The following is a 17,031-nucleotide window of genomic DNA, read 5'->3' as shown; positions in this document are numbered from 1 at the left end:
ATAAGAAAAATAGATACCCGCCGGAGCCTTATGCAGCGGGCCTATCCGTCCCATCGACGCCTAGATGGCGGCGCACCGCGGGGTAGTCGTATAGCTCGTCTTTCATGGCCGACAGCGTGTTGGCTCGCGGCACCGCTTCGTTGCGCGGCACCCCGGCCTGCGTCATGGCGTCGAGCGCGTCGCGCAGTTGGGCCTTGGCTTGGCGCAGTTGCCCGCGGGGCCACCACTTCGCGCGCACGAGGTTGGCCAGGCCGACCGGTCCGCTGACGAGGCCGTGGCCCACGGCACGGCCAAGCAGCCTCAGTTCGTCCCACGTCGAATGGACATGCCGGCGGTACCCCGCCGTCGTAGTCAAGTCGACGCGCCGCCCGGCCGCCTGAAACACCCAGCGCGCTTCGTGCAGCCGCGATTGCAGAGGGCTCACGTGCGTTTTCGAGAGCAGCTTCTTGTTGTCGGCCTTGCTCATGCGCACCTCGCCCGTGGCCGCAGTGAAGACTGCCCCGCCTGTGATGCCCGCACTCAATGCGCCCGCTTCGGCGGAGGGATCGAGACCGGTGCGATGGCGGTGCGCATCCGTGGTGTAGGACGAATCCGTTGCCGTGATGCCATCCATGATCGGCAGGGCCGTACCGGTCGACACGCCCGCGTGAAAGGCCTGGACGTAGCGCTGAACGATCTGGGCGCTTTCTCCGGGCTTGCGAAGCCGCGCGCGGCGATTCGCCTTTTCGAGTTGCTTCAAGTCGTCGAGGCAGCGGCCGATCAGGCTGTCGGTGGGAATCGCGGCCCAGCGTGCCGGATCCAGCGACTCGAAATCGCCCGCGTGCTGCTTGGCGAACTCGATGCGTTCCGTCAACTCCGCAAGCCGCGTGCGATGCGGCGCCAGCGTACGCTCTGGCGTCGTCCCGCCCGCTTGCAGCGCGCGGATTTTTCGCTCCAGCTCGGCATGCTCGTGGATCCATTCGCCGAGCGCATCTTCGTAGACCTCTCGAACCGCCGCGATCTGCACTTCGGGCTGCGTCGTGAACGACCGCCTGAGGGCCGCTTCCGAGACATGCTCGGGCCTCAAATCCTTGAAATGGATGCGCGCGGCGCCTTCCGTCAGGAAGTCGCCCCACTTGGTGTTCGCTCGCAGGTTATAGCGATGCTTGTTGCGCCGTTCGTCGAGGTAGCCCGCCCCCCATTGCAGCGGTACCGTGGCGGCCAATATCGCGGGGCCGGCAATCTGCCCGGCGACGGGCACGGTAGCGGTTACCACGGCGCCCGCTGCGGCTACGCCGTTCACGGCCATCCCCCAGCCCTTGCTGTAGGTCTGCGTGCGATTCAAGCCGATGCGGCGCCTGTACTGCCGATCCGCGGTGTCATGCAACGCGAGGAACGCATCGGTCAGAGGGCCGACTGCGGCTTGCGCGCCCTCATCCGATTGCGCCGCCTGCCGAAACTGCGCAACCGCCGTGGCCAGTTCGCGACGCTGATCCTTGAGCGATCTCACGATCGCCCCCATGTCGGGGCTTCTCTCGATTTGTGGCGCGACCACCGGCTGCCCGCCTACGCGTTTGAACGATTCCTTCACGTCTGTGATCGAGCGCAGCGTGCCCGTGAGTGCCGGGTTCACGATATTGGGCGGCAATTCGTGCGCAAGGACCTTGGCGGCTTTCTGAGCCGCTTTCAATGCGTGTTCGGTGCCTGGAACGAGCGACAGGCCGCCGCTGATGCCGGCGGCCGCGACCGAGGTCAGTCGGCCCGCGACGCTGTGGAGCCCTTCGTATAGGCCTGCCTTGTGGATACCTTGCTTATATAGCGCGACATCGATGTTCAGCGAAGCGAGCAAATGATGCTGAGCCAGGTCCGTCAACAGTGTGCGCGAATAGTGCTTGGGGTGCGCTTGCACGTCGGCGAGCAACTCGTCCACCGGTACGTCGAGCAATTCCTCGAAGCGTCGCAGCGCGGCGCCTTTTCTGTGCAGACGGGGCATGAATCGGGCCCATTCGTTTTTCTCGCAGTGAACTTCCGCGGCGCAACGCAGCTTGATCGCGGTCAGGGCGCGTTCGAGATCGAGCGGTCGCCCCGTCGCGCTCAAGTAGTCCTCGAGTAGCCGTTCGCGCCGCGTGTGCGCAAGCGGCGGCGCTTCGTTCGTCTGCGCCTCGTGCTCGAGCGGACCCGTGGACGCCGTTATGTTCGGGGGCACGACGGCATTGGTTGGCGTGACCGTATCGGAGATCGTATCGGAGAGAGCGTCGAACGGACCGGAAACCGTGCTGTGAAACGAAGCTCCGCTCATGTCCGAATCGGTTCTCTCCTCGATGTGGGCCGAAGTCCGGCGCCATGGTCGCAAGTCGGAGAACTGCGCGTTGACGGCAGGCGTTTCGCGGCGCAGCCGCTCGGACGTATCGCGAACGGAAGCCGTCTGCGGATCGGTCGACGTCGACGCGACCGGGTTACCGGTGGAAATCGTTCCGCTTTTCATAGGGGCGATGGGCGAGGGATGGATGGGGCGTGCGTCGAGCGGCCCGCTGGAAAAACGCGGATGCCGCGCCCGACGCGTCATGGCCCAACCATAAGCTCGATCGCCGTGCCGCTCGGTTCAGCGAACGAATTGCGCTGGAAGCGAGCGAAATGAGGATTTGGAATATAGATCGACGATTTTATGGATACGGTTATGAGGTTTTATTGATAAGGAGATCGATCTATGCCATCAGTGCCGGTCACTAACGAATTCGATGCCTTGATTGATCGCGCAGGCGTACGTGATCTGCGGCATCAAGCGCGTATAGGCCGGAAGCGAGAACAAATCGGTCGAGAAGGCGACCGTCTGGTCCGGTTTGACCTGATAGCGAATGAATTGCCACAGCGGCGAACCGTCCTGTCCGACGCTTGCATGCTCGTCCGCGAAACTCAGCGTGCCGTCGGGCGTGATGCGGTACGACGAGATCTTGAGTCCGCCACGCGTCGTCCCGGGCCGCGTCGTGCTGCCGCTCGGGGCACATCGGGTGAGATCGACCGCTACCGAAACGGTTGCTCCTCGCTCGAGCGCCGCCTCGATGTCGGCCAGCGTCGACAGTTGCGGGTTGGCCAACGCTTGCGTCGACCAAAGGCCAGCGGCAATGGACAGCGCTATCCAGGTCATTTTCGATTTCGACATCTTTCCCTCACAGGCTGGTGGAATGGGTGGTTGAAGCGCGGATGAATATATAGAGATTCGTCACTCGAGAAAAGCACCATAAACATCCCTTATGGCGCTCGATAAACATTTCTTGTCTTGTGGAAACGGCTGACCCGGAACCCCATTCGCCGCGCGCGGCGCGGTTTCGTCGCACGGCTGCGTGCTCGATGCCTTTTACCTGCAAGCTCGCAGGGTGCGAATCAATGGGTCCGTCAAGTGAAAATCAACTTTACCGAAGGCAGCAGCTTTCATGTCGAGAAACATGACGACGACGCAGACGGCAGGCGCGAGGCGGTCGCGCAGAAGGCCGCGCAACGCTACGGAGAGCGACCGGTCTATTTCAACGCGCTGCAGCACGGCAGTTTCTCGGCTTTCGAGCAATCGCCCGAGTACGCCGTGTCCAAGGCACAGATCCGCAAAAACGTCGATTCATTGAAGCAATTCCTCGAACGCAAGCAAACAGCCGAACACCGGAATGCGTCGGCGCAGATCGAAACGTTTGCGGGGCGCGTCGAAGCCGGTTCTTCCGGTTATTTTTCGACACGCGTCGTGCTTGCGCATACTCAGGGCAAGGAGGCACTCGAGCAACTTGCCTATCGAATCGAAGATCCGGCAATCGACGAGGACAAGCGCGAGCAAATCGTCAGGAACCTGGCGCCCGGGCTGATCGTGTGTGCCGACGGCGCGATCACGCATCTGATCAATTCGGCAAGAGAGATCGATCTCGAAAGCGCCGGCGGGCTGCGTTTCAACGCGAAAACAGAATGGGAACGGATGCTGACGCAATCGATTCTCGAGTTCACGCAAAGATCGTTCGGCATGCGTCAGCACTACCCGCCGAACGAGATCCATTATCACAACGCATGCTGGAATCATCTCGTGTCGGACTATGGCACGGACCCACGGGAAGACGCATTCATTGCGAGCCTCGGCATTTCCGACGGCGATTTCGCCGCGTGCAAACAACACGTCATCGAGCGCGTCACGCCGGGGCGGCTCGTGCGCCACGTCGCCGAAAACTGCCTGGCGGAGATTCGCGGACGCTTCAACGGCTTTACTGATCGGACGCTGTCGGCCGACGAGGTTTGGGCTTTCTATCAGGAGTTCGCGCCATGGGCCGAAACCGAACTGCGCGAACGCTTCGGACCGATCGAGGCCGAGGCGCTGTTCGTCAGCGGGGAAGACGAAGATGGAGAAAGCAGCTATCGGATGACGCAGGATCCGGTGCTGCTGATGCCGCAGATCGGCGCAAACCTCGTCAAAAGCGACCTGTTGAATGACTTTCCTGTGCGTGTCGTACGTGGGGGGCCGAGCGAGCAGATCGTCGAGCTCGGGTACCAGGCCTTTATCGTTCACGACGAAGCGGAAAAAAGATCGTTCGCTGGTGCTGCGCGATCTGGGCTATATGCGTGACGCCTTGACGCCACCCATGGTGATGGCTGCCCTGAACAATACGCCGCACGACGAGCTGATTGCGCTGACGCCGGAGCGTATGCTCGCGCTGCTGGATACCGAACGAGCGCCTGTGAGATGGCTCGCGCAACTGAGCGACCCGGTCGTGCGCCGATATTGGGAGAACAGATCCGATACGGGTGAAATCCTCACGGCGCCGGTCGTGGACAAACTGAATGTGCTCGGCAGTGCGCAGCGCGATGCCGTACTGCTCGGCGCGGCGAAGGCCGGAGATGAACGTTTGACGGCCTTTCTGGTTCAGGCATTTACGCAGATCCGCGGAATCGATGAGCGCGGCAACGCGGTGGTGCATTACGCCGCGAGCCAAGGGATGGTACGGGCGATCGAACGGCTGGCAGGGAAAATCGATATCAACCTGCGTAACCGCGATAACCGCACCGCACTGATGTTGGCCGCCCAAAGTGGCCAAGCCGGAGTCATTCGCGCGCTCAAGGAGGCTGGCGCCGATGTCGAACTGACGAACGAGTCAGGCGAGACCGCATTGATGATCGCCGCGCGCGCGGGGCGCGTGCAGGCTATCGAGGCGCTGCATGAGAGCGGGGCGAACCTGGAGCGAACGAACGTGGTCGGCTGGAGCGCGCTGCTGACCGCCGCGGCGCACGATCGGCCTCAAGCGCTGGCGGCACTGCTTGCCCGCGGCGCGAACCCGGAGCATCGCGACAATTTCGGTTGGAGCGTATTGCTCGTGGCCGCGGCGAACGGCGGTACGAAGGCGTTCGCCGAGTTGATGGCACGCGGCGTGGATCCGGAGCAAACCACCGCTACGGGCATCACTGCGCTCATGCTTGCAGCGACCTACGGTCGCGTACCGATGATCGAAGCGTTGGCGGACGCCGAAGTCTACATCGACCGGGTCACTAGCGACGGCCTTACCGCGGTCATGTTCGCGGCGCAAGCGGGGCAAGCCGCTGCGATCGACGCGCTGGCCGCGCGGGGCGCAAACCTCGACCTGGTCAACGATGCAGGTGCGAGCGCGCTGATGCTCGCGGCGCAGCGCGGACACGTCGCGGCCATCGAAATGCTGATCGACCGCGGCGCCGCGCGGGAGCTGCCTGACGCAAACGGTTGGAGCGCGTTGATGCTGGCCGCGATGCTAGGGAAGGCAGCGGCGGTCCGGGCGCTGGCGGCGCGCGGCGCGAACGTCGATCATGCCGATGCCATGGGCATGACGGCGCTCATGATGGCGGCGCACGACGGCAACCTGGCCATCGCCGAAGCGTTGATCGAAGGCGGCGCGGCGCTCGATCGCGCCGAGCGCGCGCAAGGCAGAACCGCGTTGATGTGGGCGGCAGGCAGGGGACACGTCGAAGTCGTCGATGCGCTGCTGGCGAAGGGCGCCGATACGGCCCCCGCCGACAGCAAGGGCTGGAGCGCGCTGATGCACGCGGCGAATGGGGGAGGCCCGGCCGTTGTAACGGCCCTCCTGAATGCCGGCGCGGACGTCCATCACACCGCTCTCGATGGGCGGGACGCGCTCATGGTTGCGGCCTCGGTCGACGCTCCCGCGTCAATCGAGGCATTGGCGGCGGCGGGCGCCGAGATCGACCGGACCGATGCGTCGGGGCAGACCGCTCTGATGGCCGCTGCGGCTCGCAATGGCCACGATTCGATCCGCATGCTTGCTGCGCAGGGGGCTGAAATCGAAAAGCGCGACGCCAATGGGCAAACTGCCCTGATCATCGCGGCGGCGCAAGGTCACGGAGAGGCGGTCAATGCGCTGCTGGCCTTGGGCGGCGATATCCGCGGCACCGACAATGAAGGCATGACGGCACTGCTGGCGGCTGCCAGGACTTGCGATACCGAATTGGCCGAGACGCTGATTGCCCACGGCGCCGATGTCGAACATGCGAACGCGCTGGGTCAGACAGCGATGATGCTGGCCGCTCGGGACGGCGACGCCGATATGATCGAAGTCCTGGTCGACCACGACGCGCAAGTCGATCGTACCGACGCCGCGGGGCGCACCGCGCTGCACCACGCGATACAGCAAGGCCAGACCGAAGCGGTCGCCTTTTTGCTGCGCCTGGGGGCCGACGCAAGCATTAGGGACACGGGCGGTTGGCGGCCACTGGCGCTCGCCGAAGCTCACGGGCATGTCGCAATCGTCGACTTGCTGCGCGCCGCCGGCGCATCGTCATCGGAGAGTTCCGATGACGAAGGTTCGCAGGACGCTTCCGACTCGGGAAGCGGGAGCGACGACAGTCCCGAAGCGTCGCCGCCGGGCTCACCGCCGGCGCCCGGCCCATCTTCCTCGTCGGCTGAGCCGTCAGCGAAGCGGCGGCGGCTCTGACAGCGCGGGCGGCGAAACGAGGATCGCCGCGCCGTCCGCTTATGTGCCCGGGCGGGCGAGTCCGCTTACGTGAACGATAGAACCTGCTGCGCGCGGTTATCGTTGCGAGCATAGGTCACGCCGACGATACCGTTGATCCCCACCTGCTTGCCTTCCTGCTCGATTTGAAGGTTGGTCAGGAAGCGGCCCTCGCGATACTTCTCGTCGCCGTGTATCGCCGATATCTCTTCGCGCGCGGTACCTGCCGTCTCTTTCTTGCCCAGCCGCTCGGCCATGTAAGCGGCTGCGCGCAGTTTGTTGGCCGTATCCACGTTGTCGCCGAATTCCGTGTAGAGCTGTGGCGTCGACGTCAGGTCGCGTTCCTTCAGGTAGTGGTTGACGAACTCGAGCATGCGGGTCTTCTCGCGCTGCACTACGTTCTCGCGTGCCTGACCGCCCGCGTTGTACTCCTTCGGGAAAAACTTCTTTGCCTTGTCGTCGGCATACTTGTCGACGTTTTGGCCGAATTCGTGAAGGAAGGAAATCGGCGCCTGGAACGTGCGTGTCGCGAAGCTCGTCGGCAGCTCCTTGCCGTCCTGCACGATCTGGACGCGACGATCGGCCACGCCGAAGCGGAAGAATTGCGCCGAGCCCGATACGAATGGGGCGATGGCGGTGGTGATCGAGCTGTGCAGGTCGTGAGTGCCCGCCGAAAGCTGGTCGTAGCCATTCAGCGACGCCAAAGAACCCTGGAACGACGCGTTGTAAGCGCTCGAGTCCGTCTCCCATTCGGTCTTCAGGAATCCCGATTGGTCCCGATACCGGATCGTCGTGCCTTGCGCGCGTCCTGCTGCGCCCAACGTCGGCAGGCCCAGCTTGAAATCGCCGAATCGAATGCCGACGTTGCCGTTGACGCTCGCCGTGCCTTGCTTGTCGGTTTGGTCCATTTCGTAAAAGCCGATCGACAGATCGTCGCCGAAAGCCTGATAGGCGCACTTGATCAGCGACTTGCGGTCTTCCTCGTTGGCCGGCTGCGCATGGCCTTCGAGTGCGCCGCCTTGCACGAGCAGTTTGACGAGCTGCGCCTTTTTCTCGTTGACGGCGCGATCGCCCAGCACGCCGCCCGACAGATTGCGGGGGAATCCTAGGACCGCGCCTTCCTGATGGACGACTTCGTACGCGCCGCCGACATCGAGTCCGCCCCCGGCCGTGATCGGTGCGTCACCCGAGGTGAAATGCCCGACGCTGCCGCCGAAGCCGGCCTGAGCGCGCTTCAGTGTCGTCACGCTGACGCGCAATTGACTGCGATCGGTACTCGTCACCGATTCGAAGCGCACGGTGCGGATCTTGCCGCCGCCCAGGTCCGCGTGGACGCTGCCGAGAAAGTGCAGCGGAACGCTCGAGATGATGCCCGAAACGTTCTTCGTGGTGCCCTGCACGTTGCCGGCGCTATCCAGCGCGAAACCCGAGCCCAGTTCCTCCGCGGCGACGATTTTGGCCAGGATGTCAGCGACTTCGTCGCGCGACTTGCCGCGTAAGGAAGGGGTGGCGATCGGGGCGATCTCGTCCGGATGTTCGGCGCGCTCGAACGCTTCCGCGAACGCACGCCATGGGTGGTCGGCCGGCGCCGCGCCCGCTATCTCCTTGGCCGAGCCCGCATTATCGGGGCCGCCGACAGCGGCGGCCCATTGCAGCAACCGTTGCGTCGTCAACGGCTTGTTCTCGTCGGCCACCATCGCGGCGACTTTGGCTCGCAACGCGTCGTTCGCTTCGGCATCGGCTTCGGCACCGGCGCCGCCAAGTTTCTGCATCACGGCGTCCACGACCTTGCCTTGCGACAGGTCCGAGAGGCTCACGGGCTGCGCGAAACGCGGCAACATCAGTGTCTCTGCCTTGGACGTCTGGATGATCGACGATCGCACCATCAGACGCAGCGCTTCCTCGTCGCCGGCAGCCGCGTCCTCGCCAAGATTGGCGCGTTCGTCGATCGTCGTCTGGACCTTGTGCTGCATGTCGTAGAGCGCGCGGCCCGCGTGTGTGCCGCCACGGTTCGCGACACCCATGCCGCGGCCGCCGTCGCTCTCCGCGATGCGGTTGTAAGTGTAAAAGGGGCTCTTGTTCTTGTAGACGCCGACGTGCCGGCTCAACGCTTCGAGCGAGCCGAGGAAGCGCGTCCAGGTGGTCCGGCGCCGCATTGCGCGGTCGAGGTGTTTGCCAACGCTCTTGCCCAGGCGCGATTCGGCGAGCTGGAATTGACTGCGCACGCCGCTCGGCTCACGCGCTTGGTCGGTCAGCATATCGCCGCGAATCATCGAAATCGCGAAGCGGCAACCGTGCGTGCCCTGGCTGAAGGCCGTGCCGCGGGTGGCTTCGTCGGCGACGTGCGCATCGATCGTCTGCAACTCGTCTTTGACGGCGAGCATCGCCTTTTGCGCGAGCGAGAGATTGCTCGGCACAGACGTGTTGTTGTTTCCGGGCCACTGGTCTTCGCCCGCTTGCGCGATGGCGGCGTGGAGCGCACCGTCGGCGAAGATCGAAGCCGGATCGTGGGCGAGCATGCGAGGACCGCCGGGCTCGGGCGAGGCGGCATTGCCCACCTGCCGCGATGCCCGGGGAAACACGCCGAGTATCTTGCTTTCGGGCTTCGTAGCGGCCGATTGCCGTGCTTCGCGCACGACCTGTTGCGAGGCTTTCAGCAACACGCTCACCAGCATCCGGTCCTTTTCCACGACCGAGGCATGTGTGCCCGCCGGACGCGGCGTCTGCGGCGTGAGCTTTTCGATGAGGCTCGTGCCGACGCCGCCTGGAATGTGGACGAGCTCTTGTGCGAGCGCCCAGGCCTTGTCGGCATCGTAATCGGGGGTGCGCTGCGGTTCGGCGGTATCGCGCAGCGCATCGAGCAGATTCGTCTGCGGCAGCGATTGCAGTGCGATCTGCGCATCGTGCGCGGCATCGTACGCTGGATCGTAAGCGGCGTCGCTCGAACGATCGGGCGTGCGGCTGAACGCGATATGCAGTGCCTGGGTGAGGCTGGATGCCTCGAACGGCGTCAGGTTCTTTTCCGCGGCGACTTGCTTGATCGAATCGAAGAGCTGGCGGCGGTTGGTGCCGGGGAGGATGCTCGCGTCGAGAAACAATCGATCGAGTGCGTTCGGCGCTTCGAGTTCCTGCACGACAGGGCTTTCGTGAAGCACGGCCGGCGGTGTGCTGCCGGGCAAATTCGCGAGCCGCTTGTGCAGCTCGACGGGTGCATCGCCTTCGCGCGTGACGCCCGTGAACGGTTTGGCGCGTGCGGTTTTTGTATTGGTCGAGATCGGGGTGAGCGACAGGCTCGTCGACGAAATGCCGAAGCCGTGAATATACGCTTCGTCCTTGGCATAGGTCTGCCAGCCCTTGAGGGCGTTCTTGAGTTGCTTCAACTTGCCCAGGCTGCTTCGCTGCGGGTTGGCGCTCGGCACGGGGTCCGGTTGCGGGACCGGCGCGGTCGTAGTCAACACTTCATTCTGCTGCGGCGGCACGTCGTGCCGTGCCGAACCGGTTTCCGAATTCGATGGCGTGACCGGACGGATTTCATTTTCCACCGGCGGTGGATGCAACGGGCCGATGTCGAGATCGAACAGATCGTCCTCTTCATGTTCGTCGCCCGACTCGTCGAAGATGGGGCCGGTGTCGTAGGTGACGTCTTTCGCCGAATGCTCCGATGTGTTCGAGTTACGAGGGCTCTCGTGCCGAACCTCGGTATCGTCGTCTCCGGCTCCTGTCGAGGAGAAAACGGCGGCACTCGGTTCCTGGATATCTTCCTGCGCGGTGGATTCCGTGGCGCGCTTGGCGTTGATCCAACTAACGGTCTCTCCAATCGGATCCTCGCGATGGGTGGCCGTCGACAATGTGGCGGGGGGGGCTTGCGTCGGGGCCTTTTGCGTGGCGGCAGGAGTCTTTTTCGAACTGGATCGGCGATGGAAAAGCCCGCTCCAGCCTTTCTTGGAACGTTTCTCGGGTGCACTCGGCGAGACGCCGAGTTCCGGTGCGAGGAAGTGCGCGATCGTGGGGCGGGCTTCGGTTTCGCTCGACGTACCGGCGGCGCCAGGACGGCGCGAGTCTTTTTGCGAGACGATGCGTGCGACCATTTCGCGCACGTCGTCGTCGTTCGAAGGGGCGGTGCCCGAGCGCCGGTTGTCTGCTGCGCCAACCGTTCCGGACACGGGTTGCTGAAGACTCCCGCCCGTCGCCAGTGAAGACGGCGCCTTCTGCGATCGCCCGAGCCGGGTAAGCTTCGAAAGCATACCGCCAAACGATCGACGCCCGCTCGAACGCGAGGCACGGGTACGGTTGCCGCTATCGGTTGCGGCTTGCGCAGGGTGTTGATTTGCGGCGGTGGACGACGCGCTGGTTCCAAACAGTTTCATAGCCTCGACTCGCTCAGGGAGACGAATGAAATAAGGCGCCGAAACACCACGCGCCGTCCTTCAAACCGGGTCTTGGGGTACCCGCGCGAAGCCAACCGCATCGGCTCGCGCGGGCTCGCTTTCAATCAACGCGCTGCGTTCGACACCGGTTCGCCGCGCTCATCGACACCCGCGGCGGCGAACGCCGCATCGCGTGCGGCACGCAGCTTTTCGGGTTCGATGTGCGGACCGTTGCGCAGCGGCGTCGGTCCCGACGGGCGCACGTTGCGCTTCATGAACTCGTTCGTCAGCACATGCTTCTCGAACGCGCGCACCTTCGCGCGCGCGCCGACGATGACGCGCTCGTAGTTGCCGATCGTCACCTGATGCCGTACTTCGGGAGACAGTTTGTCGAGCAGCGGCTTATACATGTTGCCGGTCTCGGCCCAGGTTTCTTCCTTCTTCGGATCGAGCGCATCGGAGCCCATCAGAAAGCGATCGGGAAACTCGGTGATCAGCTTGGCGGCCGCGTCGATCGAGGCCGGATCGGGCTCCTCGACGCCGTGCGCGTTTTGCTTCATGACGATCTGGCGTGCCACACGGGACCACGAGATGTCCACGTGAACGTGCTTCATTTCCGGATCGCGCAGAATCTGGCGCAGGTTTTCCATGTGGTTGTCGGGCTTCGCGACGAAGCGTCCGATGCCGCCGAAGTGCGCCCAGACCATCGTCGTGTTCTTCGCTTCGGGCGAGCCGAGCAGCTTTTTGATGCCGTCGAGATGCTGCGGAGCACCGAGGCCGTTCTTGCGCTGGTTATCGGTCGAGTCCACGTCGCAATGCAGAACCACCGGCATGCCGACGACGCCTGCCGTTGCGATGAGGTCCTTGAACGGTTGAACGTTGTCGGTCAGATTGGCCTGACGCGCGCCGTCGAACTGGCGCTCGACGAGCTCCTTGTGAATGGTTACTTCACCGATGCCCGTGAACGTGCCGGGGTCCTTGTGAAGCTTTTTGATCAGCGCTTCGGAGCTGAGCGGCGAGCCCAGATGCAGGCCCGTTACCATCGGATCGAGGCGGTCGCGCTGAGCATCGGTGAGACCCGACATGTCCATGAAATCGGCCGTGTCCGCGTCGACTTGCTGGTTGACGACGAGATGCGCGCTCTTGGCGATCTTGTCTTCGCGCTCCGCGGTCAGCTCATGGCGCGCCATGCTCATGTCTTCCTTCGGAACGTAATAGTCCTCGGGCGGAATGTGATTGTTGTCGGGGTGGCCGCATGGAATGACATCGGTTGGAATTGGCATGATCACGCTGCGATACACGCCTACCTTATCCATCATCGCGAGCATTTCTTCCGGCAGAATGCCTTGCTGCGTGTATTGGGTCGGATGGAAATGCGAATCGGACGTCCAGCTGCCCAGCGTGGTTTTAGCGCCTCGTTCGAGCGCTGCCTTGTCGGTGCCGTGGGTCACCGCGTCGATCTGCCGGCCGCGTAGCGCGGCGGCGATGTGGCCGGCGCGCTGCGCAATCGGAACACGCGACGGAACGCGCGAACCGGTTGTCGTGCTGCTGCCGTCTTCAAAAAAGCGGGTGTGCGCTTGCAGGGTGGACGCCGCTTCGCTGCTCTCGCCTTTGCCACGCTTGGCGAGGTTGCCGGTCGGCGAATCGGGATTACGGCGTTTCGCGGTTCCCGTCGGCGCTTTTGGACTGGCGCTTTGAGCGTTGTCGGACGGGGAGTTGGAATTGGATGCCGAGGTTGACGCACGGCTGGATTGGACAGTGGTCATTTTGCATTGCTTCGATAGGGTTGGAGTAATCGAGCGTGCCGAGATAACGGCAACGGCCGCTCGGTATGCGCGGCTTCGTTACGTGGTTCGTAGGAAGAGCGCGCGTGCTCAGTATCGGGAGGCAAATATGAGGGTGCGTCGTCTCGCGGCGAAATTGCTCGTACCGCGGCGAATCGAATCGCAGGCGCGGATGGCGCGTGTTCGGCGATGCCTATGGGGGGGACGAGCGAGAGCGGATGCGCTTGGGCGTCTCGCCGTGCTACCTCAGAAAGACCAACTGACTTGCGCGACCCAGCGATGCACGAGCATTGGACCGAAGAGCGCTTTGATGCGCTGCGGACCTTGTGTGCCGAAGTAGGCGAGCTGAAGTTGCAGCGAACGGTATTGGTAGATCAGCCCGATGTCGTCATAGACGAAACCCGAGCCGAGTCCGGCGTGCAGGTCGTAATAGCCGACGCCGGCCGTCGCCGAAAATCCATGGGCGAGCGGCAGATGCCCGACGAGGTTGTAGGTCAGCGCCAGCGTTCGCGGCGATCCTCCATAAGCGGTATTCGGCGACACGGTGACAGAAGCGAAGAGGCTCTCGCGCCAGCTTCCCGCGAACCCCACCTCGTCGTATTCGATCCTCGTTGCGCGAGGGATGTGGGCGAACTGATAGTGCAGCACCATCGCTTTCGCACCCCAATCGCCGCGGCGCCATCCGTATCCTGCGTTGGCGAGGAATTCCGCACCCATCGGGCTACCGCTCATGGGCCTGACGGTCCATGCCGAAACGCCGGCAAACGGTCCCGTGCCCGGGTACCAACTGACCGCCGCATCGACCGAGGGCTCGTTGTGGCTCATATCGAGGCCGCGGTTGATGCGGTCCGTCGTCGCGCCTAACTGAAAATGCCAGGTATCGGACGCGCGAGCGGCGGGAACCGAGGCTACCAGCATCGAGAATGCCAGGGCCAACCGACGCCCGACTGAGAGGCGCTGCCCGAAGGACAAATGCGAATATCGCTGCCGCAACCGCAATGCCGTTCGTATTCGAAGCAACGCCTGAATCCCACTCATGACTGGTACCGCTTTCCTTTCGATCAGACTCTGCGCCGAAGTATCGCCAGGCTGCGGCAACGACTTCGGCGGGCAGGGCAAGGTACCCCGAGCGGGACGATGCTACCTCAAAAACAATAATCGTCGAACGGCGGATTGGGCGGGCGATGCGCGACGCATACATCTTTCGACGATTCGCCGATGGCTTTTTGATTTCGCCGCGAGCCATAAGATCGAAAGGCGGCTTCGATATCGTGGCGCGCAGAGCGACGCGGGGAATGCAGGTCAGTGCGGCGCTTACGCGGCGGGGCCTTTCGCGCACGATGCGCATCGGCGGTTTCTCATCTATGCGGAGTCTAATACCATGAGCGTCAACCTTTCTCTCGATAGCACTGTCCAGTCCGAGCCACTCGACCCGAGTCCGACGACATCGTCCCCGGTCGATTCCGCTGTGGCGAATTACGAAGCACTTTACGAATCGGCACTGCAATCGATTCAGCAGATGCTGCAACAAGTGTTCGCGGAGGAGGGCTCGCTCGGCGCAGGCAATATCGACAACGGCGGTCAGCCCGATGCGGGCATGACGGCGCAAGGCGCATCGGGTGCGCTGGCTGCTTATATGCATCAGAACGGGATCGGCTCGCTCGATCCGAGCAAGCTCTATCAGATGGCGTACTCTCCGGCTGCCGGCACGCCGTCGGAAGTGTCCGACGCCGCCAAGTTCATGCTGTCGAACCCCGATGTGTTCAATCAGATCGAAACGCACGACGTCGCGGGCAGCGACGGCATTGCAGGCGTGAACGATTTCGACTGGGCGGCGCAAGGCGGGTTGAGCGACGCGTCGAACACCGGCGATGCCTCTTCGGCGGGCGATGCCGATTTCCTGGATGCGAGCGCGACGATTGGCGATACGGGTGCGACGGATGCGTCGCTCGACGCGCAAAGCGCCTCGGGCGCGCTCGGCGCCTACCTGCATGAGCAGGGCATCTCCAAGCTCGATCCGAACAAGCTGTATCAGATGGCTTACAATCCGGCGAGCGGCACGCCTTCGGAAGTCTCCGCGGCCGCCAAGTTCATGCTCTCGAATCCCGATACCTACAACCGGATCGAAACGCACGACGTCGCGGGCGGCGACGGCATTTCCGGTGTAAGCAATTTCGATTGGGCGGCACAGGGCGGCCTCGATAACGTCTGACGAAAGGCGCTCGCGGGCACGCATGGCGCGTTGTCCGGCGAGCGGTTCGTCCTGTTTCACGGTTCGTGCGTCAGGGCTGCAACATTTTTCACTGTTTGCGGTACTCACGGGTTGCCATGTCTCGCCTCTCGATCAGCAACCCGGAGAAATCAATCAGATGACACATTGTCAGCCCAGCACGCCGCGCGCCGGCAGTGCACCGTTTGCACGGGAGGCGGCCCTGAAACGGCCGGCCCGCGCGCACGTCGTCCGGCTATGGATGGCGGTACGGACGAAAGCGGTCCGGCGCACGGCACGGGCGCGTCTCGTCGCGCTTGTCGCCGCCATCGTCCCGCTCGTCGTGGCATGCAGCCACGTTTCGCTGGTCCCGCCAACGAACGCCGATATCGATCCCGATGTGCTCCGTCAGATCAACGACGAGGGCGAGCGAATGATCGTCGTGGCCGTTGCCAATCCGAGCGAATCGGTGCCGATTCTGGCAGGCACGACGATTGGCGGCTATGACGGCGGTCCCGGTTATACGGCTTACGGCAGCGCGCGGGAAACGATCGATGCCATTGCCCGCGACTACAAACTCGAGCAAGTCATGGCCTGGCCGATCGTGCCGCTCAAGGCCCATTGCGCGGTGCTCGAGGTGCGTGACGAGCGCACCCGTGCACAGGTGATCGAGCAGCTTTCGCATGATCGGCGCGTAAAGATCGTGCAGCCGCTGCAGTCCTTTCGCACCGTCGGCACGTTGAGCAAACCCGGTGGCGATAGCGCGACGACGGCCGAGACGGCCGCGGCGGCCGACGCGAAAAGTACCGCGGAGCGTGCATATCGCGCCAACTATGTCGACTTCGAGCGGGGGTTGCGCGAAATCGATGCCCTGGCCGCGCAGCGCATTTCGCAAGGCGAGGGTGTCCGAGTCGCTCTCATCGACACGGGCGTCGACGCGTTTCATCCCGGCCTCGCGGGATCGATCGTCATGAGGCGCGATTTCGTCGAACAGAACTTGGCGACGTTCGGCCACGATGTGCATGGAACCGCCGTGGCCGGCGTAATAGCAGCCAATCTCAACGGCGGTCGCGGCATGGTCGGAGTCGCGCCGCGTGCGCGCATTCTTGCATTGAAGGCATGCTGGCAGGAGCCGGCGTCTTCGGGCGGTCATGTGCCCGGGCAATCGGTGTGCAATTCGCTGACGCTTGCCCAGGCACTTGCGGCGGCGATCGAAGCGCACGCGAACGTCATCAATCTGAGCTTGAGCGGTCCGCCCGATCCGCTCTTGACGCAGCTCGTCGAATATTCGCTGCGGCACGGCAGTGTCGTGGTGGGCGCGGTGCCGCCCAGTGGAGACATGCATGCTTTTCCGGTTGGCATCGCGCACGTGATCGCGGCGGACTACCCGGGCGCCAAGACGGCCGCGCCGGTCGTGCGGGCGCCGGGTCGCGACGTGCTGAGCCTGACGCCGGGCGGTCATTACGATTTCTTTTCGGGCACTTCGTTTTCGACGGCGTTCGTCTCGGGCGTGGCAGCATTGCTGCTCGCCGTCGATCCGCGGCTCGATTCGGACAAGATCTATGCGGCGCTCAAGAGCAGCGCCCATGGCGACGCGGCGCACCAAACGATCGATGCCTGCGGCGCGCTGTCGGCCGCAGTCGGCATCGCATGCGCCGACGCCGTCAATCAACCGCATTGAGCGCTGGCCGTCCAGCCGGCCCTTCTCTGCTCTCGCTCGTTCCTGCCCA

Annotated in this window: 9 protein-coding genes; 4 read left to right on the top strand and 5 right to left on the bottom strand. The window is 63.6% G+C overall.

The genetic code is table 11. The features are described from left to right. Positions 1 to 28: 28 nt before the first annotated feature. Both ACR9ZC_RS19400 and ACR9ZC_RS19395 read right to left on the bottom strand, forming a co-directional pair. Positions 29 to 2,545 (bottom strand): hypothetical protein, encoded by a 2,517-nt coding sequence (locus ACR9ZC_RS19400; RefSeq protein ID WP_481581543.1) that lies wholly within the window; start codon positions 2,543 to 2,545, stop codon positions 29 to 31. A 147-nt stretch (positions 2,546 to 2,692) separates the two neighbouring features. Next, complete coding sequence (locus ACR9ZC_RS19395) at positions 2,693 to 3,139, bottom strand: VirK family protein (protein ID WP_481581542.1); 447 nt, start codon at positions 3,137 to 3,139, stop codon at positions 2,693 to 2,695. A 237-nt stretch (positions 3,140 to 3,376) separates the two neighbouring features. Here ACR9ZC_RS19395 and ACR9ZC_RS19390 point away from each other — a divergent pair, with 237 nt between their 5' ends. Together ACR9ZC_RS19390 and ACR9ZC_RS19385 are read left to right on the top strand one after the other, a co-directional pair. Continuing rightward, entirely contained in the window at positions 3,377 to 4,573 is a 1,197-nt protein-coding gene (locus ACR9ZC_RS19390; protein ID WP_481581541.1) for a hypothetical protein, read from the top strand. Then, positions 4,545 to 6,923, top strand: a complete 2,379-nt coding sequence (locus tag ACR9ZC_RS19385; protein WP_481581540.1) for an ankyrin repeat domain-containing protein — start codon at positions 4,545 to 4,547, stop codon at positions 6,921 to 6,923. Before ACR9ZC_RS19390 ends, ACR9ZC_RS19385 begins: the two co-directional genes overlap by 29 nt. Before the next feature lie 65 nt (positions 6,924 to 6,988). On the opposite strand, the gene ACR9ZC_RS19380 is transcribed toward ACR9ZC_RS19385, so the two are convergent. The 3 genes from ACR9ZC_RS19380 to ACR9ZC_RS19370 all read right to left on the bottom strand — a co-directional run bounded on the left by ACR9ZC_RS19380 (position 6,989) and on the right by ACR9ZC_RS19370 (position 14,010). Continuing rightward, a complete protein-coding gene (locus ACR9ZC_RS19380; protein WP_481581539.1) occupies positions 6,989 to 11,185 on the bottom strand; it encodes a hypothetical protein in 4,197 nt (1,398 codons plus the stop codon). 248 nt (positions 11,186 to 11,433) lie between these two features. Next, on the bottom strand, positions 11,434 to 13,074 hold the full coding sequence (locus ACR9ZC_RS19375) for an amidohydrolase family protein (protein ID WP_481581538.1): 1,641 nt from the start codon (positions 13,072 to 13,074) through the stop codon (positions 11,434 to 11,436). A gap of 264 nt (positions 13,075 to 13,338) precedes the next feature. Beyond that, positions 13,339 to 14,010: a TorF family putative porin gene (locus tag ACR9ZC_RS19370; protein ID WP_481581537.1), complete on the bottom strand. Its 672-nt coding sequence runs from the start codon at positions 14,008 to 14,010 to the stop codon at positions 13,339 to 13,341. A gap of 463 nt (positions 14,011 to 14,473) precedes the next feature. Between ACR9ZC_RS19370 and ACR9ZC_RS19365 the strand changes: the two genes are divergently transcribed. Together ACR9ZC_RS19365 and ACR9ZC_RS19360 are read left to right on the top strand one after the other, a co-directional pair. Further along, a complete protein-coding gene (locus tag ACR9ZC_RS19365; RefSeq protein WP_481581536.1) occupies positions 14,474 to 15,304 on the top strand; it encodes a hypothetical protein in 831 nt (276 codons plus the stop codon). A gap of 157 nt (positions 15,305 to 15,461) precedes the next feature. Next, positions 15,462 to 16,982 carry a S8 family peptidase gene (locus ACR9ZC_RS19360; RefSeq protein ID WP_481581535.1) on the top strand — a complete coding sequence of 507 codons (1,521 nt, stop codon included), beginning with the start codon at positions 15,462 to 15,464 and terminating at the stop codon, positions 16,980 to 16,982. Positions 16,983 to 17,031 lie beyond the last annotated feature (49 nt).

It is taken from the genome of Trinickia sp. HAY1-2D, assembly GCF_056754935.1.
This window is presented reverse-complemented; position numbering and strand designations above follow the sequence as displayed.